This is a genomic window from Nocardia sp. NPDC050799, assembly GCF_040654015.1.
GTDB lineage: Bacteria > Actinomycetota > Actinomycetes > Mycobacteriales > Mycobacteriaceae > Nocardia.
On sequence record NZ_JBFAHF010000057.1, the window covers coordinates 1 to 21,395 of the forward strand.

20 protein-coding genes are annotated in these 21,395 nt (G+C 68.4%); 13 read left to right on the plus strand and 7 right to left on the minus strand.

The window, feature by feature from the left end:
* Positions 1-124 precede the first annotated feature (124 nt).
* Positions 125-1,504, plus strand: a complete 1,380-nt coding sequence (locus AB0H42_RS33410; RefSeq protein ID WP_357063260.1) for an MFS transporter — start codon at positions 125-127, stop codon at positions 1,502-1,504.
* Positions 1,505-1,545: 41 nt separating this feature from the next.
* Here the strand turns inward: AB0H42_RS33410 and AB0H42_RS33415 are convergent, their stop codons facing one another.
* From AB0H42_RS33415 to AB0H42_RS33430, 4 genes are all read right to left on the minus strand, one after another.
* Complete coding sequence (locus AB0H42_RS33415) at positions 1,546-2,334, minus strand: MerR family transcriptional regulator (protein ID WP_357063262.1); 789 nt, start codon at positions 2,332-2,334, stop codon at positions 1,546-1,548.
* A 28-nt stretch (positions 2,335-2,362) separates the two neighbouring features.
* Positions 2,363-3,166 (minus strand): alpha/beta hydrolase, encoded by an 804-nt coding sequence (locus AB0H42_RS33420; protein ID WP_357063264.1) that lies wholly within the window; start codon positions 3,164-3,166, stop codon positions 2,363-2,365.
* A gap of 123 nt (positions 3,167-3,289) precedes the next feature.
* A complete protein-coding gene (locus AB0H42_RS33425; protein WP_357063267.1) occupies positions 3,290-4,273 on the minus strand; it encodes an Rpn family recombination-promoting nuclease/putative transposase in 984 nt (327 codons plus the stop codon).
* Between the two features lie 84 nt (positions 4,274-4,357).
* Complete coding sequence (locus AB0H42_RS33430; protein ID WP_357063269.1) at positions 4,358-4,963, minus strand: TetR/AcrR family transcriptional regulator; 606 nt, start codon at positions 4,961-4,963, stop codon at positions 4,358-4,360.
* Between the two features lie 94 nt (positions 4,964-5,057).
* Here AB0H42_RS33430 and AB0H42_RS33435 point away from each other — a divergent pair, with 94 nt between their 5' ends.
* The 6 genes from AB0H42_RS33435 (at position 5,058) to AB0H42_RS33460 (ending at position 13,640) form a co-directional block, all read left to right on the plus strand.
* Positions 5,058-6,677 (plus strand): carboxyl transferase domain-containing protein, encoded by a 1,620-nt coding sequence (locus AB0H42_RS33435; protein ID WP_357063272.1) that lies wholly within the window; start codon positions 5,058-5,060, stop codon positions 6,675-6,677.
* Between the two features lie 5 nt (positions 6,678-6,682).
* Positions 6,683-8,767 carry a biotin carboxylase N-terminal domain-containing protein gene (locus AB0H42_RS33440; protein WP_357063274.1) on the plus strand — a complete coding sequence of 695 codons (2,085 nt, stop codon included), beginning with the start codon at positions 6,683-6,685 and terminating at the stop codon, positions 8,765-8,767.
* Positions 8,768-8,804: 37 nt separating this feature from the next.
* Entirely contained in the window at positions 8,805-9,965 is a 1,161-nt protein-coding gene (locus tag AB0H42_RS33445) for an acyl-CoA dehydrogenase family protein (RefSeq protein ID WP_357063276.1), read from the plus strand.
* Entirely contained in the window at positions 9,962-10,492 is a 531-nt protein-coding gene (locus AB0H42_RS33450; RefSeq protein WP_357063279.1) for a MaoC family dehydratase, read from the plus strand. The genes AB0H42_RS33445 and AB0H42_RS33450 overlap by 4 nt, the downstream gene beginning before the upstream one ends.
* 37 nt (positions 10,493-10,529) lie before the next feature.
* Entirely contained in the window at positions 10,530-11,363 is an 834-nt protein-coding gene (locus AB0H42_RS33455) for a CoA ester lyase (protein WP_357063282.1), read from the plus strand.
* A 330-nt stretch (positions 11,364-11,693) separates the two neighbouring features.
* The gene (locus AB0H42_RS33460; protein WP_357063284.1) at positions 11,694-13,640 is read left to right on the plus strand and encodes an acetoacetate--CoA ligase; all 1,947 of its coding nucleotides are present in this window, start codon (positions 11,694-11,696) and stop codon (positions 13,638-13,640) included.
* A gap of 219 nt (positions 13,641-13,859) precedes the next feature.
* Here the strand turns inward: AB0H42_RS33460 and AB0H42_RS33465 are convergent, their stop codons facing one another.
* Complete coding sequence (locus AB0H42_RS33465) at positions 13,860-14,585, minus strand: TetR/AcrR family transcriptional regulator (protein WP_357063287.1); 726 nt, start codon at positions 14,583-14,585, stop codon at positions 13,860-13,862.
* A 221-nt stretch (positions 14,586-14,806) separates the two neighbouring features.
* Between AB0H42_RS33465 and AB0H42_RS33470 the strand changes: the two genes are divergently transcribed.
* The 5 genes from AB0H42_RS33470 (at position 14,807) to AB0H42_RS33490 (ending at position 19,181) form a co-directional block, all read left to right on the plus strand.
* On the plus strand, positions 14,807-15,445 hold the full coding sequence (locus AB0H42_RS33470) for an FAD-dependent monooxygenase (RefSeq protein ID WP_357063289.1): 639 nt from the start codon (positions 14,807-14,809) through the stop codon (positions 15,443-15,445).
* A gap of 50 nt (positions 15,446-15,495) precedes the next feature.
* Entirely contained in the window at positions 15,496-15,933 is a 438-nt protein-coding gene (locus AB0H42_RS33475) for a DUF6640 family protein (RefSeq protein WP_357063291.1), read from the plus strand.
* 318 nt (positions 15,934-16,251) lie between these two features.
* The gene (locus AB0H42_RS33480; RefSeq protein WP_357063294.1) at positions 16,252-17,292 is read left to right on the plus strand and encodes an NAD(P)-dependent alcohol dehydrogenase; all 1,041 of its coding nucleotides are present in this window, start codon (positions 16,252-16,254) and stop codon (positions 17,290-17,292) included.
* A 265-nt stretch (positions 17,293-17,557) separates the two neighbouring features.
* Positions 17,558-18,355: a mycofactocin-coupled SDR family oxidoreductase gene (locus AB0H42_RS33485; RefSeq protein ID WP_357063296.1), complete on the plus strand. Its 798-nt coding sequence runs from the start codon at positions 17,558-17,560 to the stop codon at positions 18,353-18,355.
* 1 nt (position 18,356) lies between these two features.
* Positions 18,357-19,181, plus strand: coding sequence for a mycofactocin-coupled SDR family oxidoreductase (locus AB0H42_RS33490; RefSeq protein WP_357063297.1), 825 nt, complete (start codon positions 18,357-18,359; stop codon positions 19,179-19,181).
* Here AB0H42_RS33490 and AB0H42_RS33495 read toward each other — a convergent pair.
* Entirely contained in the window at positions 19,130-19,609 is a 480-nt protein-coding gene (locus AB0H42_RS33495; RefSeq protein ID WP_357063300.1) for a hypothetical protein, read from the minus strand. The two genes, AB0H42_RS33490 and AB0H42_RS33495, sit on opposite strands and share 52 nt — an antisense overlap.
* Positions 19,610-19,740: 131 nt before the next feature.
* Here AB0H42_RS33495 and AB0H42_RS33500 point away from each other — a divergent pair, with 131 nt between their 5' ends.
* Complete coding sequence (locus AB0H42_RS33500; protein WP_357063302.1) at positions 19,741-20,304, plus strand: dihydrofolate reductase family protein; 564 nt, start codon at positions 19,741-19,743, stop codon at positions 20,302-20,304.
* Between the two features lie 4 nt (positions 20,305-20,308).
* Here the strand turns inward: AB0H42_RS33500 and AB0H42_RS33505 are convergent, their stop codons facing one another.
* Complete coding sequence (locus AB0H42_RS33505; RefSeq protein ID WP_357063304.1) at positions 20,309-21,358, minus strand: RNA polymerase subunit sigma-70; 1,050 nt, start codon at positions 21,356-21,358, stop codon at positions 20,309-20,311.
* Positions 21,359-21,395 lie beyond the last annotated feature (37 nt).

Consider the following 21,395-nt stretch of genomic DNA (forward strand, 5'->3'; position numbering starts at 1 on the left):
CTTCGACTCCTCCGACACGACAATCCTTTCCGCTGAAGCAGGCCGCCTCAGCTTGTCGGATCACCGCCCCGCCCACAAGATCGCTGACAGTCCCGCCGGGGCCGGAGCGTGTGAGGAGTCGGCGATGAGTGTGGTGGACAGATCCGAGAAAGCCGACGGGGCCGCGCCACCGGAGCGGTCCGGGTTGCGCCGGGTGGTCGCCGCCTCGATGGCGGGGACCGTGGTCGAGTGGTACGAGTTCTTTCTCTACGGCACAGCCGCGACATTGGTGTTCAGCAAGATCTTCTTCCCGGCGTCCGACAGCGAACTCGACGCGATCCTCAAAGCTTTCCTCACCTATGCCGTGGGTTTCGCGGCCCGCCCGCTCGGCGGGATCGTCTTCGGCCATTTCGGCGACCGCTACGGGCGCAAACGCCTGCTGCAGTTCAGCCTGATCCTGGTGGGTGCGGCCACCTTCCTCATGGGCTGTCTGCCGACCTACGGCCAGATCGGTTACGCGGCGCCGGTGCTGCTGGTGGTGCTGCGGTTCCTGCAGGGTTTCGCGGTCGGCGGGGAATGGGGCGGCGCGGTGCTGCTGGTGGCCGAGCACAGCCCGGACCGGAGTCGCGGTTTCTGGGCGAGCTGGCCGCAGGCGGGCGTGCCGGGCGGGAACCTGCTGGCCACCCTGGTGCTGCTGGCCCTCACCGCGACCCTGTCCGACGACGCCTTCCTGTCGTGGGGTTGGCGGATCGCGTTCTGGTTGTCGGCGGTGGTCGTACTGATCGGCTACTACGTGCGCACCAAGGTGAGCGACGCGCCGATCTTCACCGCCGCGCAGCGCGAAGCCGAAAAGGTGCGGTCCTCGTCGTTCAGCGCCGTAGAAGTATTGAAGCGGTATCCGCGGGGCGTGTTCACCGCGATGGGCCTGCGCTTCGGCGAGAACATCATGTACTACCTGGTCGTCACCTTCACCATCACCTATCTGAAGGTGCGCGAGGGAATGGCCACCGATGACATCCTGTGGTGGCTGCTCGCCGCGCACGCGGTGCACTTCGCGGCGATTCCGCTGGCGGGCGCACTGGCCGACCGGATCGGCCGGCGACCGGTCTACCTGGCCGGTACCGTCGCGGCCGGCGCCTGGGGTTTCTTCGCCTTCCCGATGATGGACACCGGCAACGGCTGGATCATCACGGCCGCGATCATGCTCGGCCTGATCGCGCATGCCGGGATGTACGCCCCGCAGCCCGCCATCATGGCGGAGATGTTCCCGACCCGGATGCGGTACTCCGGGGTGTCGCTGGGCTATCAGGTGACCTCGATCGTCGCCGGTTCGCTGGCCCCGGTGATCGCCGTAAAACTGCTCGAGGTCTTCGATTCCGCGGTACCGATCGCGCTGTATCTCGCGGGCGCGGCCGCGGTGACCGCCGTCGCGGTGGTGGTGGCACGGGAGACCAAAGGCTTCGATCTGGCCGATATCGATCGGGCCGACGCCGCCCGTGACGCGGCGGCGAACGTCCGGCACTGAAACACGGCCGCAAGCAGCCGCTGTCGGTCTCCCGGCGCAGATCAGGACCTTCCAACGTCCCGTGGTGGGTCCATGTGCCGGAGCTCGGTCCAGCCGCTCCAGCCGCGCTCGGCCAGAAGTTCGGTCAGGCGACGGGCCGGCGGCCAGGTTTGGAACGCCAGTGTGTCCAGCAGCTCGACCAGAGGGGGCTCGATATCGGATGTGTTGAGATAGTGTTCGCCTCGCGTGTCCGCCAATCGCGTGATGTACGCGGCCATTTTGTCGGCCAATTCGGCAAGGCTTCGGTCATCGGGCCGATCCAGCGCCTCGCCCAATGTGAGATAGAAATCGATGAGCGCAGGGTCGGTTATCTGTTCCCACTTGCGGGTGATCCACTCCGAAGCGCGTTCCGGTGACCGCGCGACCAGCGGGATCCAGCCGTCACGTTCGACCTGGACGATCCGCTCGTCGACTCCGAGCGCCCGCAGCCGGTCGAGAAACTCGACCAACTGCGCAGGCAGCACCAGATTGTCCCCGGCAGCGAGGCAGGCGATCCGGCCGCGCAGCCGCTGCCGCTGCCGGATCTCTGCCTGTAACCGCTCGTCGATATCTGCGACCGCCGCCGCGAACGCCGCCGCGTCGGCCTGTAAAAGCTCCCGCACGCGCGCCAGCGGAACCCCGGCCTCGGCGAGTGTCCGGATCCGGATCAGCTCGACCACGGCGGCGGCGTCGTATCTCCGATAACCGGAGTGGTCCCGCTCCGGCTCCGGCAGCAGGCCTTTCGCGTGGTAGTGCCGCACCGCCCGGACCGTCACCCCGGCGTACGCGGCCACTTCGCCGATGGTGAGCATCGAACCAGTCTCCTCGGCCCGAGGCCGGTTACGAATTCGGCCGGCCGGTGGCGCCCCGGATGAGCTGGGCGATCTCCTGGGCACGGGTGACGATCAGCCCATGACCGGCGTCGAGCCACGATACGGAAATGTGCGGCCGGTCGTGAACCAGCCGCTCGATACCGGACCGCCAGTTCTGATTGCGCCACGGCGCGCGCCCTTCGCCGCTGTCGCCGGCCATCGAAGTCGACATGATCATGCTGATCGGAACGTCGAGCTTCCGATACCGGTCGAGGATCGCAGACCGGACGACATCCACCTCGAGATTCAGGTCGAGCGTCTCCTGAGCGGTGAGCACCACCTGACGCGGTGTGCCTTCCAGGCTCTGGAGCCATATCGCGAGACTCTCGAACATCGCACGGAATTCGGGCAGGTCGGCCTCGGTGACGAATGGTTCGGGCACCGGATTCGCGCCGTCGACGAGGACCAGCTCGGCGGCGGCGCCGGGATGCTCGCAGGCATAGTGCACGACCAGATCCGCGCCCAGCGAGTGGCCGACGAGGACGGGTTGCGCGGGCAGGCCGAGGCGGCCCACCTCCGCCATAACAGCCGAGAAATCGCCGAGGAACGCCTCGAACGAGTACCGGTCGGCGGCCGAGGAGAGACCGTGGCCCCGCAGATCGAAGGTCACCACGTCGTGCTCGCACCGCAGCAGTTCGGTCAGCTCGTGCAGATCGGCCTGTGTCGTGAGGAGTCCGGGGCACAGGACCAGCGGTCGTCCTCGTCCGCCACGAGACATCGCAATCGTGACATCACCGCGGCGGACCGTGAAGTGATCGATTTTCGCAGTCATGCCGACCATGCTCAGAGGTTGACCCTGCGTCAAGGTCAACTGCCGAGGACGCCGATGCAGTGCGGCGCCACCCGTATCCAACGGGAAGTCCGGCCGGGTAGCACTTTCGGGCGGCGCTCGGGGTCAGGCGAACAGTTCGTCGAGGGTGGTGGCGGTCAGCACCCGAGCCGTCCAGAGGCGGACCTGGGCCGGGTCGGCCGAGCGGGTCCGGTCGGCCACCGCGTCGGGCAGTGGCCCGAACTTCGCAGTCATCAGTTCGAGCAGCGCCTCCACACGCCCCTCCATACGACCGCGTGCCTCACCGCGCGCTTCGATGATTTCTGCTGTGGTCACGATCGCCTCCTTCGCTCGCGGACCGAGCCGTTCGAAGACCGCCGCAAGATCGGCCTCGGCGGTCTCACCGACGGTCATGATGTAGGTCAGGACGGTCAGGTAATCGCCGAGTGAGTCCGGGCCGGTGTCGAGGGCGCGGAGGTCTTCGAGCCAGTCCAGCATATCGTGTCCCAGCCGCCCGTTTCTCGGTGCGATGCGCTGCAGGATCAGGAGAACCCTGGCCGCGGGGGTGAGGTCACGTTCACGTAGGGCAGCCAGGTCCAGGACGGCGATATCGTCCAGCAGGAATTTCAGCCGTGGCAAGTGGGGACCGAGGGCTGCGCGGGCGGCGGAGTCGAGATCGAGCAGGTCGGCGAGTTCGGTGGGGTGCGCCGGCGACCATCGGGTGCCATCGGCGGTGTTGTGCACGACCAACGGAATGATCGCGGGCAGAGTCTTGGCCTTTTCGTCGTCGATCAAGTACTGGCGCCAGATGGCGACCATGTATTCGAGCATGCGGAAGGCCATGAACCGGTCACTGCTGGACTGGTGTTCCATCAGCAGGTACACGTAGGCGGGATGTCCGTCGAGGCGGGTGCGGAACAGCAGGTCGCTGAACCGGTTGCGGAGGTCGGAGTGCACGAAGCTGCCCGGCTGCAAGTGTAGAGAGGTCCAGTCCAGGCGGGTGCTGATCGACTCCGGTAGTGCGGCGCGTAGTTCGGAGGCTGCGTTGGCGGGGCGGGACATCACCTTGCGGAAATACGCGTCGTGCGGGTTGGACCGCTGCTCGGTCATGCGGCGACTCTATGACCAGTGGTCAGCAGTCGGCCAATCGGACAATACGACTGGTCCACAACTCTGGTCTCCGGCACAGATTGTTCAGTCCGGTGCGGGCCCGGTGAGCGCGGCGAGAGCCATCGAGCGCAGCACGGCGCGGCTGCGGTCCCGGGCCGGGCCGGCGCTGTGCGGGGTGGAGTTGAGCAGGCCGAACACCGCGTGGGCCTGTACCCGGGCGGTCTCCTCGGTGAGGCCGGGCGTCATCTCGCACAGCACCCCCACCCACACCTCCACATAGCGGCGCTGGGTGCGCCGGATCTCGCGGCGGGCGGGTGGCGGCACATTATCGAGGTCGCGGTCCTGGATGCGGATCAGTTCGGGTTCGCCGAGTGCGAAGTCGAGATGGAACTCCACCAGGGCGGCCAGTGCTTCCGGTGGCCCGGCCGCGTCGGCGGCGACGGCGCTGCCGCCGTCGAGCAGCCGGCGGCTCACGCCGACCAGGAGTTCCACCAGCAGGGCCTCTTTGTTCGGGAAGTGCCGGTACACCGCGGGTCCACTGATGCCGACCGCGGCGCCGAGATCGTCCAAGCGCATACCGAGGTATCCGCGTTCGGCGATGAGCCGTGCCCCGGCCATGAGCAACTGGCCGCGCCGCTGCTGTTTCAGCAGTTCGCGTCGGGTTGGGGTGGCAGAATCGGCACTGGTCACCCGCACTCCTTTCCGCAGACCTGGACAACTCGGTTAGTCAAGATTAACCTCAATTCCAGTTATCAGAGATTAACTCAGACGTCAGGATGACGCGATGACCCGCACCGCGAGCCCCGTGCCCGCCACCCGGTCCGACTCCGCCGACCGGACCGCGAATCTCGCCCTGGCCGACCAGTTGCGCCAACGTCTCGCCGAGACCGCCCGCGGCGGTCCGGAGAAGGCCCGGCAGCGCCATATCGCCCGCGGCAAACTCCTGCCCCGCGATCGGGTGGACCAGCTGCTGGACCCCGGTAGCCCGTTCCTGGAGCTGTCCCCGCTGGCCGCCGACGGTATGTACGGCGGCGCCTCCCCCGGCGCCGGCATCATCACCGGGATCGGGCGGGTGTCCGGCCGGGAATGCGTGATCGTGGCCAACGACGCCACGGTCAAGGGCGGCACCTATTACCCGGTCACCGTGAAGAAGCATCTGCGCGCCCAGGAAGTGGCGCTGCACAACAATTTGCCGTGTGTGTACCTGGTGGACTCGGGAGGCGCCTACCTGCCCGAACAGGACGAGGTGTTCCCCGATCGCGAACATTTCGGCCGCATCTTCTACAACCAGGCCACCATGAGCGCCCGCGGTATCCCCCAGATCGCCGCGGTCCTGGGGTCGTGCACCGCGGGCGGAGCCTACGTCCCGGCCATGAGCGACGAAGCGGTGATCGTGCGCGATCAGGGCACGATCTTCCTGGGCGGCCCCCCGCTGGTGAAGGCGGCCACCGGTGAAGTGGTGACCGCGGAGGAACTCGGCGGCGGCGCCCTGCATTCCCGCACTTCCGGGGTCACCGACCATTTGGCCGACGACGACCGCGACGCCCTGCGCACGGTCCGCCGGATCGTGGCGACGCTGGGCCCGCGCCCGGAACCGGTCTGGGAGGTGCGGCCCGCCCGCGAACCCGCCGCCCCCGCCGACGAGCTCTACGACATCGTGCCCGCGGATCTGCGCACTCCCTACGACGTGCGCGAGGTGATCGCCCGCATCGTCGACGCGGACGAGTCCGGCGCCGCCGGATTCCACGAGTTCAAGGCGGAGTACGGCACCACACTGGTCACCGGTTTCGCCCACCTCCACGGCCATCCGGTGGGCATCGTGGCCAACAACGGAGTGTTGTTCAGCGAATCCGCCATGAAGGGCGCACATTTCATCGAATTGTGCGACAAACGGACGATCCCGCTGCTGTTCCTGCAGAACATCACCGGTTTCATGGTCGGCCGCGACTACGAGGCCGGCGGTATCGCCAAACACGGCGCGAAGATGGTGACCGCCGTGGCGTGCGCGCGGGTCCCCAAACTGACCGTCGTGATCGGCGGCTCCTACGGCGCCGGGAACTACTCGATGTGCGGGCGCGCCTATTCGCCGCGTTTCCTGTGGATGTGGCCGAACGCCCGGATCTCGGTGATGGGCGGCGAACAGGCGGCGTCGGTGCTGGCCACGGTGCGCGGTGACCAGCTCGACGGGAACGGGCAGCCGTGGAGCGAAGCCGACCAGGAGGCGTTCAAGAAACCCATCCGCCGCCAGTACGAAGAACAGGGCAATCCCTATTATTCGACGGCCCGGCTCTGGGACGACGGCGTCATCGACCCCGCCGACACCCGTACTGTCCTCGGGCTGGCGCTCTCGGTGTGCGCGCAGGCGCCGCTGGAACCGGTCTCCTACGGCGTCTTCCGGATGTGAGCACCATGCTGAACTCGAATCACCCCCTGCCCTTCGACACGGTACTGGTGGCCAACCGCGGTGAGATCGCGGTGCGGGTCATCCGGACGCTGCGGACCATGGGCCTGCGCTCGGTCGCCGTGTACAGCGACGCCGACGCCCGGGCCGCACATGTCCGGGCCGCGGATACCGCGGTTCGGCTGGGTCCGGCCGCCGCCGGGGACAGCTATCTGAACATCGACCGCATCGTCGACGCCGCCCGCCGCACCGGCGCCGGCGCGGTCCATCCCGGCTACGGATTCCTTTCTGAGAATGCCGCTTTCGCCGTCGCGCTGCACGCCGCCGGAATCGTCTTCCTGGGCCCGCCCGCCGCGGCGATCGAGATCATGGGCGACAAGATCACCGCGAAAACCACGGTCGCCGCGTCCGGTGTCCCCGTGGTGCCCGGCATCGCCGAACCCGGCCTGACCGACGAGCAGCTGGTCGCTGCGGCCGCCGATATCGGTTTCCCGGTACTGGTCAAACCGTCCGCGGGGGGTGGCGGCAAAGGGATGCGCCGCGTCGACGAGCCCGCGGCGCTGCCCGCCGCGCTGGTCAGCGCCCGGCGTGAGGCGGCCGCGGCCTTCGGCGACGACACCCTCTTCCTGGAACGGTTCGTCACCCGGCCCCGCCATATCGAGGTGCAGATCCTGGCCGACACCCACGGCACCGTCCTGCATCTGGGCGAGCGCGAATGCAGCCTGCAACGCCGCCACCAGAAGGTGATCGAAGAAGCACCCTCGCCCCTGCTCGACCCGGCCACCCGCACCCGGATCGGCGCCGCCGCCTGCGCCACCGCGCGCAGCGTCGACTACGTGGGCGCGGGCACGGTGGAGTTCATCGTCTCCGCCGACCGGCCCGACGAGTTCTTCTTCATGGAGATGAACACCCGCCTGCAGGTGGAACATCCGGTCACCGAGCTGATCACCGGCTTCGACCTGGTGGAATGCCAGGTCCGGATCGCGGCGGGGCAGCGGATCCGGCTGCAACAGGACGATATCCGGTGGCACGGTCATGCCGTCGAGGCCCGGGTGTACGCCGAGGACCCGGCCCGCGATTTCCTGCCCACCGGCGGCACCGTGCTGGATCTGGTCGAACCCGGCGGCCCGGGGGTCCGGGTCGATTCCGGACTCGCGGTCGGCACCGTGGTGGGCAGCGATTACGACCCGATGCTCGCCAAGGTCGTCGCGCACGGTCCCGACCGGGAGTCGGCGCTGGCCACCCTGGACCGGGCTCTCGCCGAGACGGTGCTGCTCGGGGTCCGGTCGAATATCGACTTCCTGCGGTTCCTGCTGGCCGACCCGGATGTTGCGGCGGGCCGGCTGGACACCGCGCTGCTGGACCGGCGGGCCGGTGACTTCCACGCGCCGCCGGTCACCGACGATATCTTCGCGGCCGCGGCCGTGTACCGGTGGCTGCGCCGCTGGCCGACGGGTCCGGCGGACCCGTGGGATCGTCCGAACGGCTGGCGGGTCGGCGCACCGGCACCGATCCGGATCCGGCTGGCGGGCGGGGAGCGGGTGGTGCACGTCGACCTCACCGGTACGCCGGAGGCCGCCGAGGTGCGGATCGAAGACGGTGCTCCCGCGCGCGCCGCTGCCGCACTCGGCCGAGACGATGCCGCCGCCGGACTGCCCACCGGAACCGTGATCCACACGGTGACCCTCACGCTCGACGGGATACGCCGCGACTATCGGGTGGCGGAATCCGCGGACACGATCTGGGTCGCCGGCGCGGCCGGGCCGGCCCTGCTGCGGGAACTGGCCGAGGAATCGGTGCGCGCGGGCGATATCGCCGCGCACGACGCCGAGATCCGCAGTCCCATGCCGGGAACGGTGCTCGCCGTCACCGCGGAAACCGGGAAACCAGTGGCGGCCGGCGACCCGATTCTGGTGGTCGAGGCCATGAAGATGGAGCATTCGCTGACCGCGCCGCTGGCCGGCACCGTCGAGATACTCGTCGCGGCGGGCGCGCCGGTGCGGTTGGACGAAGTGCTCGCGCGGGTGCATCCGGAACCCGCGCCCGAGGCCGGCGAACCGGCCGAGACCGCGGCCGAACCCACCCCGAGTTGATCCGGCCGGCCCACCCCGAGAACGAGAAGAGGCACTGGTGACCGATTTCCTGTCCACCGGCACGCTGCCCGAGCACTACCGCGACCTGGCACTGACCGTCCGGGATTTCGCGAACCAGGTGGTCGCCCCCGTGGCGGCGAAACACGATGCCGAGCACAGTTTCCCGTACGAGGTCGTCGCCGGGATGGCGAAGATGGGCCTGTTCGGCTTGCCGTTCCCGGAGGAGTACGGCGGGATGGGCGGTGACTATTTCGCCCTCTGCCTGGCCCTCGAGGAACTCGGCAAGATCGACCAGAGCGTCGCCATCACCCTCGAGGCCGGGGTCTCGCTCGGCGCCATGCCGATCTACCGGTTCGGCGACGAGAAACAGAAACAGGAGTGGCTGCCGCGGCTGGCGACCGGGCAGCACCTCGGCGCGTTCGGGCTCACCGAGCCGGGCGCGGGCAGCGACGCCGGCGGCACCCGCACCACCGCGGTCGAAGACGGTGACAGCTGGGTGATCAACGGCAGCAAACAGTTCATCACCAACTCCGGCACCGATATCACCGCCCTGGTGACGGTGACGGCGGTGACCGGGCAGACCGGGGGCAAGAAGGAGATCTCCACCATCCTGGTGCCCGCGGACACTCCCGGGTTCACCGCCGAACCCGCCTACAACAAGGTCGGCTGGAACGCCTCGGACACCCATCCGCTCACCTTCGACGATGTCCGGGTCCCCAAGGAGAACCTGCTCGGCGAACGCGGCCGCGGCTACGCCAACTTCCTGCGCATCCTCGACGAGGGCCGGATCGCCATCGCCGCGCTGTCGGTCGGGGCGGCCCAGGGTTGTGTGGACGAATGTGTGCGCTACGCCGGGGAGCGCGAAGCGTTCGGGAAGACGATCGGGAGCAACCAGGCGATCGCGTTCAAGATCGCCCGGATGGAGGCGCGCGCCCATACCGCCCGCACCGCCTACTACGACGCCGCCGCGCTCATGCTGTCCGGGAAGCCGTTCAAGAAGCAGGCCTCCATCGCCAAACTGGTCGCGAGCGAGGCCGCCATGGACAACGCGCGCGACGCCACCCAGATCTTCGGCGGCTACGGGTTCATGAACGAATACCCGGTGGCCCGGCACTACCGGGACAGCAAGATCCTCGAAATCGGCGAGGGCACCACGGAAGTACAACTCATGCTGATCGGACGGGAGCTCGGCCTGTGAGCGGCGAAAAGATCACCAAGGATGTCGACCACGACGTCTCCGGCCTGAAACGGGTGGTGCAGACCGGTCTGTGGTTCGAGGAGCTGGAGACCGGAGTGCTCTACGAGCACCGTCCCGGCCGCACCATGACCGAAACCGACAACGTCCTGTTCAGCACCCTCACGATGAACACCCAGGGCTTGCACATCGACAAAGCCTTCAGTGATGCCCAGGAGCCGTTCCACGAGCGGCTGGTGAACTCCCTGTTCACCCTGGGCACCATGATCGGGCAGGCGGTGGCGCATCTGACCCAGGGCACTACGGTCGCCAACCTCGGCTTCGAAGAGGTCAAGTTCCCGGCCCCGCTCTTCCACGGCGACACCGTGTACACCGAGACCGTCGTGCTCGACAAGAGGGAATCGACGAGCCGGCCGGGTCAGGGCGTGGTCACCTTCCGCCACGTCGCCCGCAATCAGCACGGCACCGTGGTCGGGGTGGCCGTTCGCAACGCGCTGATCCGGTTGCGCCCGTCGGAAGAGCGGCCGTGAGCGCCGGGGGCGACAACACCTCGAGGGGGTACCGGCAGTGACCGATCAGTACAGCGCGGACGCCACCTGGCAATCCGCGGGCCCGGCCTGGCTGTTCTGCCCCGCGGATCGCCCCGAGCGCTATCGCAAGGCCGCCGACGCCGCCGATGTCGTGATTCTCGATCTGGAGGACGGTGTCGCCCCCGCCGACAAACCCGCCGCCCGCGTCGCGCTCGTGGAGACCCCGCTCGACCCCGCGACCACCGTGGTGCGGGTGAACCCGGCCGGTACCCCCGACCACGACCTCGACCTGGTAGCCCTGCGGCGCACCGGATACCGGCTGGTCATGCTGCCGAAAACCGAATCCGCCGACCAGGTCACCGGCCTCGGTGAATACCAGGTCTTCGCCCTGATCGAATCCCCTTCGGGGGCCCTGGCAATCCAGGAGATCGCCGCCGCGCCCAATACCCGCGGCGTGATGTGCGGCGTGGAGGACCTGGTCGCCGCCATGGGCGGCACCGGCACCCGCCGCCCCGACGGCAACTACCGCGATGTGGCACGGCACCTGCGCAGCACCGGCCTGCTGGCCGCCAAGGCGCACCGGCGCCTCGCCCTGGACATGGTGTACCTGAACATCCGCGATCTCGACGGCCTGCGTGCCGAAGCGGAGGACGCGGTGGCGGTGGGCTTCGATATCAAGGTCGCCATCCATCCCACCCAGCTCCCGGTCATCCGCGCCGCCTATGCCCCGTCGCCCGCGGAACTGGACTGGGCCCGTGGCGTATTGGCCGCGGCCCCGAACCACCGCGGAGTCTTCGCCTACGAAGGCAGAATGGTGGACGCCCCCCTACTCCGTCACGCCGAACAGCTCCTCCAGCGCAGACCGGAATGAAACCCAAGCCCTCTCCGCAGAGTCGGCGTCCATGGTCGGGGCCCGCCCCTTTTCTGGAGCGACCGAGCGCGTCCAGTCGACCGTCCAGAGACCGGTGACCATTGAGCACTTACAGTGATGTAAACCTCCCCGGGCCGGTCGAAGCGCACGACAGCATGCACGTTCTGTCTATTCCGGATGGTCTACCTCCATGGTCGGGGCCCGCCCCCGGTTCTGGAGCGACAGAGCGAAGGAGCGCAGCGACTGAGTGGCGGAGTGAAGAACCGGGGGCACAGGGCCCCGGCCCGCGCGCCGGAGGCGCGCAAATAAACACAGAAGGGTCCTTTGCCGGTGGAACCTCAGTGGGTACCGACCGAACGGGATATCGCCGATGCCCGGGTCACCGATTTCGCTCGCTTCGTCGCCGCGCGTTCCGGTGCGGAACTGCCCGACTACTACGCGCTCTGGCGCTGGTCGGTGGACAATCTGGCCGAATTCTGGCTGGCCGTATGGGAGTACTTCGAGCTGGGGCCCATCGCCGGTGAGGTACTGCCCTGCCCGGAGATGCCCGGGACGCGCTGGTTTCCCGGGACGACTCTGAACTATGTGGATCGGGTGGTCGCGCAGGCGCGGACCGACCGGCCGGCGATCCTGCAGGTCACCGAGGACAGCGCGGAAGTGGTGGCGACGTCGTGGGCGGAGTTGCTGGCCGGAGTGGCCGCGTTCGCCCGGACCCTGCGCGGGCTCGGTGTCCGGCCCGGCGACCGGGTGGTCGGCTATCTGCCGAATATCACCGAAACGGTGGTGGCGTTTCTGGGTACCGCGGCCGTGGGCGCGGTGTGGAGCGCATGTGGGCAGGACTATTCGGCCAAGGCCGCGCTGGACCGGCTGGGCCAGTTGGAGCCTGTGGTCCTGGTGACCGCGGACGGGTACCGCTACGGCGGGAAGACCCATGACAAGAGCGCGGATATCGCCGCTTTGCGAGCCGGTCTGGATACCGTGCGCGCCACCGTGGTGGTGTCGCGGCTGGGTGTCGGGATTCCCGACAGCACACCGTGGTCGGCCGCGGCCGATCCGTCCGGCGGCGAACCGCTCTTGGAAACCGAAACCGTCGATTTCGCGCATCCGCTGTGGATCGTGTTCTCCTCCGGCACCACCGGACTGCCCAAGGGCATCGTGCACGGCCACGGCGGGGTGCTGCTCGAACACGTGAAAGCTGTTGCGCTGCAATCTGATATCGGGCCCGAGGACACCTTCTTCTGGTACACCAGCCCGAGCTGGATGATGTGGAACTTCCAGGTCGCCGGGCTGCTCGCCGGGGCGACCATCGTCTGCTACGACGGCAGCCCGGCCCATCCCCGGCCGGACACCCTCTGGGAGATCACCGCCCGCACCCGCGCCACCGTGCTGGGCACCAGTCCCGGGTATGTGCTGGGCTGCATGAAGGCGGGCGCGGTACCACGGACCGATCACGATCTGTCCACCCTGCGGCTGATCGGTATCACCGGTTCGTCCCTGCCGCCGGCGTCGGCGCTGTGGCTCCGCGACAACGCCGGGAATGTCCCGGTGGCCTCGATCAGCGGCGGCACCGATGTCGTCTCGGCGTTCGCCGGCGGGGCGCCCACCGTGCCGGTCTGGCCGGGTGAACTCTCGGCGCCCTACCTGGGTGTCGCTCTCGACGCCTACGACGAGGTCGGGCAGCCGGTCCGCGGTGAGGTGGGCGAGCTGGTGATCACCGCCCCCATGCCGTCCATGCCGATCCGTTTCTGGCACGACCCCGACGGCGCCCGCTACCACGACGCCTATTTCGACGCCTACCCCGGCGTGTGGCGGCACGGCGACTGGATCACCCTCACCGGCCGCGGCAGTGTGGTCGTGCACGGCCGCTCCGATTCCACCCTCAACCGGCACGGTATCCGGATGGGCAGCGCCGATATCTATCAGGCGGTCGAGCGGCTCCCCGAGGTGGCCGAAGCGCTGGTCATCGGCGCCGAACAGCCCGACGGCGGGTACTGGATGCCGCTGTTCGTGGTCCTGGCTCCCGGCGCCGCACTCACCGACGAACTGCGCGGCCGCATCAACGAGGTGATCCGCACCGAGGTGTCGCCGCGACACGTCCCCGACGAGATCCTCCTCGCCCCGGCGGTCCCGCACACCCGTACCGGCAAGAAACTCGAGGTCCCGATCAAACGCCTGTTCCAGGGCGCCGACCCGGCCCGAGTGGTGGAGCGCAGCGCCGTCGACGACCCCGATCTGCTCGACTGGTTCTCCGGAATCCGCCCACCGGCCCAGCGCTGACCGGTCTCGCCTCCCGAAGCATCCGCTACACCGAAGTACCGAACGGACACGCTTCGTACCCGGGCCTTGGATTTACGGCAGCGCTCGGACACGGCCACCACCGTGCCCGGTCTGCCGCACACCTGGGCCGGGTCGGTCGACGGCAGATGATCGGTTATGGGCAGGGCCCGGGATCGACCGTTGGCCGGGACCATGCCCGGGTACCGGGACGGGAGATGCTCACGGGGTCGGCTGGTCGGTGGGTGCCAGGCCGAGGATGCCGGTGAGGTCGTGCAGGCATTCTTCGTAGACCGGTTCGAGGTCGGAGTAGGCGAAGTCGAGCTGGTGCAGGACTTCCATGCACAGCAGGCCGTACAGCCGGATCCAGCAGGACAGGAAGACGTGCGCGGCCTCGGGCGGCAACTGTCCGCCGATCGTGGCCGAGTAGGCGATCAACTGCTCGCGCAGGGACTCGGGTAGATCTGCCGGGTCGGATACCGGGAACGGGCGCGTCTGCCAGAGTTCGATCGTCAGGTCCAGCAGCACCCGTTCGAACCGCTGCCCGGCCCGATGGCGCTCGGAATCCGGTCTCCGGTTCGACGGGGTGATCGGGGCAGCGAAGATCCAGCCGAACTCGGCCGGGTGGGTGATCGCCCAGGTACGCATGGCGCGGCAGACCGCCAGTATGCGCTCGCCGACGGGCGCGTGGGCACGCGCGTCACGAACCTGTTCCATTGCGACGGCCAGCTCGTCGAAGAAGTCCGCGGTCACCGCGCCGATCAGGGCGTCGAGGCCGGCGTAGTAGTGATAGAGAGCCGGCCCGCTCATCCCGACCTCGCGCGCTACCGCGTTGATGGTCACCGCGGACGGTCCCTGCTCCACCAGCAGTGTGCGTACTGCCTCGTGAATTTCCTTCAAGGTGGCTTTGCGTAGCCGCTCACGCCTGCCGCCCGTCTGTGTCGCCATCGTCACCCTTCTGCTGGTTCGGCCCACTCGTTGACATCCTAGAGCATCTATGTTTTCTTAATGACTCTAAAAGATCTATAGACTCTAGGGGTTGGCATGGAGCGTTGGCGGTGGGTGCTTCTGGTAGGTGCACTGGTCACAACGGCGGTGTGGTGGCGACAGTCCCGATCCGCCTGGATGCGTGGCGGTATCGGGGCGGTCGGCGAGCGCGGGGGCCGGCGATGAAGGCGCTCGTCGTGGGCGGTGGTATCGGCGGGCTGGCGGCCGCGGTGGCCTTCCACCAGCGCGGCTGGCAGGCCGAGGTGCTCGAACGCGCAATCTGGGGTCGGGGCGAACGAGTCGGCTATGTTCCGATGCCCGACGGCCGTATCTACTGCTATTCGATGGCCAACGCCCCAGCAGGGTCCCGTGCCGGGCTGGATCGGCTTCGCGAGCGGTTCGCGGGCTGGCCCGAACCCATCCCGGCACTACTCGAGGCCGCACACCCGGATGCCGTCCTGCAGCACGACACCTACGAGCTACCGAATCTGCGTACGTACATCCGCGGGAAGGCCGCGCTTCTCGGCGACGCCGCGCACGCCATGGCCCCCAACCTCGGGCAGGGCGCCTGCCAGGCACTCGAGGACGCGGTCACGCTCGCCGCGGCGGTGGACACCCGCGGCGTCGAGGCCGGACTGGAGGAATACGACCGCCTCCGCAGGGCCCGCACCCAGACGATCGCCCGGATCTCCCGCCGGGTCGGCGTGCCCGCGCACTGGGGTTCACCACTGGCAACCGCGCTACGCGACACCGCGCTTCCCCTCCTGCCCAGCGCACTACTCGGCCGCTCGATAACGCACACCTACGCCTGGACGCTCTGATCGGCCCGGGATTACCCGACCCAGCCACGAGACAAGAAAGGTCCGGATCAATGCCGTTCCCTCGCCTCGTGATCGCCGCCGTAGCGGTGATCACGACGGTCGGCGCCGTACTCGCCGACCTGGTCATCCCCGACCTGGCCGCCCAGCACGCCTTCAATCCGAACTGGCCGCCGCACGCGAAATTCCACGACGCCCAATACTTGGTGATGACGGTGCTCCTCGGCATCATCGGCCTGACACTCGCCCTGCGTCCCGGCCGGGACGCCCGCGGCCGGACACTGTGCGCCGCGGCAGTCGTGGCCACCCCGTGGCTCGGGATGGCCGGTGCGCTGCTGTTCCCCGATACCGCGACCTATGATCCCGAGTTCGCCGATCGGACTGTTTTCATCCTCGGCTTGCACGGGCAGGTCTTTCTGGCGCTGATCCTGCTCACCGCCCTGGTCGTCGCGATCGCGGCGTCTTGGCGGCGGGCAGACTCGACCCAGTAGTGACGGGCCGCTCCCCGGGGCCGACTCCACCGCCTCGCTCGGGGCAGTGCGGATGACGGCGAGCAGCTCGACGCGGGCGTTGCCGTGAACCTCGCCGGCAGTGCGGAAGGTGCCGCGATGTCCGGTCTCGGCTTCATACCCCACGGCATTGTCCATGCCGCCGACACAGTCGACACCACCTCGACCGGCCGGTCCGCAAGCGCGAGTGCCCCCGGTTCCGTGCGTCCCGGCTAGCCTGGTCGCAGTTGCTGTATCCGCACGTTCGCTGCCGTTCCACCAGTACGCACCCAGTCGCTCGGCTCGGAGAGGACAGGCGCAATGAAGGCACTGCAATACGTGACCGTCGGGGCAGAACCGGAGGTCCGCGAAATTCCCACTCCGGAACCCGGCCCCGGTGAGGTACTGCTGCGGGTGACCGCGGCGGGCGTCTGCCATTCCGACGATTTCGTCATGAACAATCCGCCGGAACAGTTCGGTATCGAGCTGCCCCTGACCCTGGGGCACGAGGGCGCCGGCCAGGTCACAGCCCTGGGCGACGGGGTGCGCGGGATCGATATCGGCACGAATGTCGTCGTCTACGGGCCCTGGGGCTGCGGAAACTGCTGGTTCTGCGCCCAGGGCCGGGAGAACTACTGTTCCCGGGCCGCCGAACTGGGCATCATGCCGCCGGGACTCGGCTCACCGGGCGCCATCGCCGAATACCTGATCGTCGATTCGCCCCGCCATCTGGTGCCGATCGGCGATCTCGACCCGGTGGCGACCGTACCGCTCACCGATGCCGGCCTGACCCCGTACCACGCGATCAAACGGTCGCTGGACAAGATCCGCCCCGGCTCGTGGACGGTGGTGATCGGCAGTGGCGGTCTCGGCCATGTGGCCATCCAGCTGCTGCGGTATCTGTCCTCCACACGCATCATCGCCCTCGATGTGAACGACGAGAAACTCGAATTCGCCAGGTCGGTGGGTGCGCACGAGGCGGTGCTCTCCGATGACCGGGCCGCCGACAACGTCCGCAAGATCACCGGCCCGGCCGGGGCGAGCCTGGTCCTGGATTTCGTCGGCTTCCAGCCGACCATCGATACCGCCATGGCGGTGGCCGGGGTGGATTCCGATGTGACGATCGTCGGTATCGGCGACGGAAAGTCCGCCGCGCGGGTCGGGTTCGGGATCAGCCCCTACGAAACGACCGTGACCTCGCCGTACTGGGGTGCGAGGGCCGAACTGATCGAACTGATCGATCTCGCGCACGCCGGAGTCCTGGATATCGCGACCGAACGGTTCGGCCTCGACGAGGCCCCCGAGGCGTATCGCCGGCTCGCCGCCGGAACGCTGCGCGGCCGGGCGGTCGTCGTTCCCTGACGTCCGCCCCGGACCACAGGCCGGAGATTCCGGCCGGCACCCCGATACGGAGCGGCGTGCGCCCTGGCCGAGACTTCCCGGCCCGATCCGATGAGCGGCACACCGGCCCACACCCGATAGCGGAGGGCGGATACACCGGGCGACATCGTCCCGCCCAGCGGGAGCGGTCTCGGTCACGGCCCGGTGACCGGGAGGAACGCGGTCGCGGGATACCCGGCGCACCTAGCGTCGCCCGCATGGATGCGGTATGTGCCGGAGGCGCCCGATGAAGCGCCTGCAGGACCGGGTAGCGGTGGTGACAGGGGCAGCGGGCGGGATGGGCCGTGCCCATTGCCGCCGGCTGGCCGAGGAGGGCGCCGATATCGTCGCGCTCGACCTCGCGGAAAGCGCGGCCGGCCTGGTCGCGGTGGCCGGGCAGGTGGAGGATCTCGGCCGCCGGTGCGTCACCGGTTTCGCCGATGTCCGTGACCCGCTGGCGGTCGAGGAAGCCGTGAACACGGGGGTGACGCAGCTCGGCCGGCTGGATGTGGTCGTCGCCAATGCCGGCGTCTACGCGGATCTCGCGCCGACCTGGGAACTGTCCGACGACGCCTGGCAACGTGCCCTCGATACCAATCTCACCGGAGTCTGGCACACCGTCCGGGCGGGGGCCGCCCATCTCGACGCGGGCGCTTCGATCGTCATCGTCGGGTCGACGAACGGCATCAAGGGCGGCGCTTCGGCCGCCCACTATTCGGCGAGCAAACACGCGGTGGTGGGACTGGCGCGGACATTGGCCAACGAGCTCGGCCCGCAGGGCATCCGGGTGAACACCGTGCATCCGGGATCGGTGGCGACGCCGATGATCCTGAACGACGACGTGTACGCGAAATTGCTGCCCGGGATGGCGGATCCGACCCGCGACGATGCGGCGCGAGTTCTCGCGGAACGGACGATTCTGCCGGTGCCCTGGGTGGAGCCGGTGGATATCAGCAATGCGGTGTTGTTCCTCGCGTCCGACGAGTCCCGGTACATCACCGGCACCCAGCTCGTCGTGGACGCCGGACTTACTCAGAAGGTGTGAGATGGGACGGGTTTCGGGCAAGGTAGCGCTGGTCACCGGCGCGGCACGGGGTATCGGGCGGGCCCAGGCGGTACGGCTGGCCGAGGAGGGCGCCGATATCGTCGCGCTGGATCTCTGCGGTCCGGTGGCGACGGTGATCATCCCACCGGCGACGCCGGAAGACCTCGAGCAGACCGTGCGAGCTGTCGAGCAGACCGGGGCACGGGTCGTGGCCGCCACCGCCGATGTCCGGGACGGTGCGGCGCTGCGGGCGGTGGCCGACCGGGCGGTGGGCCAACTCGGCGGTCTGGACGTGGTGTGCGCGACGGCCGGGATCACCTCCAGCGCACCCGCTCTGCGGCTGACCGAGGAGCAGTGGCGGACGATGCTGGACGTCAATCTGACCGGCGTATGGCAGACCTGCAAGGCGACCGCACCGCATCTCATCGCCCGCGGCGGCGGGTCGATGATCCTGACCAGTTCGATCGCCGGACTGCGCGGACTGGTCGGGGTCGCGCACTACACGGCGGCCAAACACGGTGTGGTGGGGTTGATGCGATCGCTGGCGCAAGAGCTGGCACCGCACGGGATCCGGGTGAACTCGGTGCACCCGACCAATGTGGACACCCCGATGATCCAGAACGATATGGTTCGCCGGTCGTTCCGTCCCGACCGGGAGAACCCCACCCGCGAGGAATTCGCGGCGGCCGCCCGCACCATGAACATGCCGATCCCGTGGGTGGAGCCGGTCGATATCGCGAACGCGTCGCTGTTCCTGGCCTCGGAGGAGGCCCGCTACATCACCGCGGTAACCCTGCCGGTCGACGCCGGCAGCACCCAGCGATAGGGATGGCCGATCCAGGGGGCTTTTCGATGCCGCTCCAGAAGCGCGCGCATGGATTCGGAATCCATCGGCGGGGGGTAGCCGCAGATGACCGTCCAGCCGTCCCATCGCGGAGTGACATACACACCGCCCCGGCCCCACACGCCCAGGCCGAGCTTCTGTGTCGCGGGGACGGCGCAGGTGAGACGGAGTTCATCGAGCAACGCGTCATGGTCCCCGGTGGGCAGGGCGAGCCAATCGAAGAGGACCGCACCGTTCTCCTCGCCGAGCGGTCGTGGCGTCTCATCGGCGCTCATGCCCTGCAACATGCGTTCGAGCGTCGCCTGCTCATCGACTCTTAGGGCAGACCAGCCGCCCATATCGGCCACCGCGAACAGATTCCCGTCGGCGAATCGACGCGCGACCGAGGTCAAGGTCTCCTTATCGAGCATTGCTCATAACTACACGGTGAAGCCTGGGTGACCAATCTCCGGCCATAGCCGGCTCTGGGTGAACGCACAGATCAGTTTTTCGCGCCGCGCCCGTCTGTATGTGTGAGATCAACTCACGAGAGGCTGGCATGATGCGCAAATTGATTTTCGGCATGAACGTGACCCTGGACGGCTACATCGCCGCGCCCGGCGACGTTATCGGCTGGAGCGCGCCGAGCGACGAGCTGTTCCAGTGGTGGCTCGACCAGGAGCGGGCGAACGACCTGTCGCTGTACGGGCGCAAGCTGTGGGAGACGATGAGCTCCGCCTGGCCCACCGGCGACCAGCAGCCCGACGCTACCCCGGCGCAGATCGAGTTCGCGCGGAACTGGCGGGACACGCCGAAGGTGGTGTTCTCCTCAACGATCGACAAGGTCGACTGGAACACCCGCTTGGTCACCGGCGCCGCAGTCGCCGAGATCACCCGGCTCAAGGCCGAGGACGGCGGCCCGATGAGCATCGGCGGCGCAACGCTCGCCGGGGCTGCCATGCGGGCCGGGTTGATCGACGAGTACGCCCTGGTCACCCACCCGGCCCTGGTCGGCGGTGGCACGCCGTTCTTCACGGCGCTGGACAGCTGGGTGAATCTGAACCTGGTGGAGACGCGGACGTTCCCCGGCGGCGTGGTCCTGACCAGATACGAGACGAGGCGCTGAGCGGTTAAGGGGCCATATGCTCGCCGGAGATGAGGACGACGGCGTCGTTGATCGTCGGGGGCAGGCCCAGCCATGGTTTGTCGGTGGCGTCGAATCCGGTGAGCTCGGCGATCTTCCCGTCGGCGATGCGCAGGACCGCGATGTTGAACAGCCGGTACTCCGGGTCGTCGGGAATGCGGAGGTACAGCGCGGCGGCAGGCATGCGATTGACTGTCGTGGCGATACAGCGCCAGTCGTCGTAGCCGCGCTGGAAGAGCCCACCGGAGACCCAGCCGTCCACCGCGGCCTGGGCCCCTATGATCGAGGAGCCCGGATCGGGCAGCATCGCGAAGCGCAGGTCGTCGCGCAGCAGGGACATCAACCCGTCGAGATCGTTACGCTCATGGGCGTCGATGTAGGACTTCACCACGCCGCGCTCATCATCCGACAGCTCGTGAGTGGCAGGGCTCCGCCAGTCGAGGCGGCGGTCGGGCAGCTGCTCGCGCATCGTTACGCGCGCCCGCTGCAGTGCGCTGGTCACCGACGCGACGGTCAGCTCGAGAGCGTCGGCGACCTTCGCCGCCGGCCAGCCGAGGACATCGCGCAGGATGAACACCGCCCGCTGCCGCAGCGGCAAGTGCTGGACAGCGACGATGAACGCCAGCTCGATCGTCTCCCGCGCCACCACCGATTCCTGCGGGTCCTCGGGGAGCATCCGGTCGGGGTACGGCTGCAGGTACAGCACCTCGGAGCCGGGGTTCGCCAGCCCGGACGGTACGGGTGTCCGGTCGTTGCGCTTCTCCAGGAAGTCGAGGCAGGCGTTCGTCGCGATCCGGTACAGCCAGGTCCGCAGCGCGGCGTGGCCCTTGAACGACTCCCGCTTGTTCCACGCCCGCAGGAACGTCTCCTGCGTCATGTCCTGGGCGTCCTCGTAGTTCGCGAGCATCCGGTAGCAGTGCACCTGCAGTTCACGCCGGTGGCGTTCCGTGATGAGTGCGAACCGCGCCGTATCGCCTGAGCGGGCCGCCGCGATGAACATGGCCTCATCGGCGCCCGGCGGTCTGGCATCGGTCATGGTCATCAATCCTTCTACTGGTGCGAGCGACTACCAG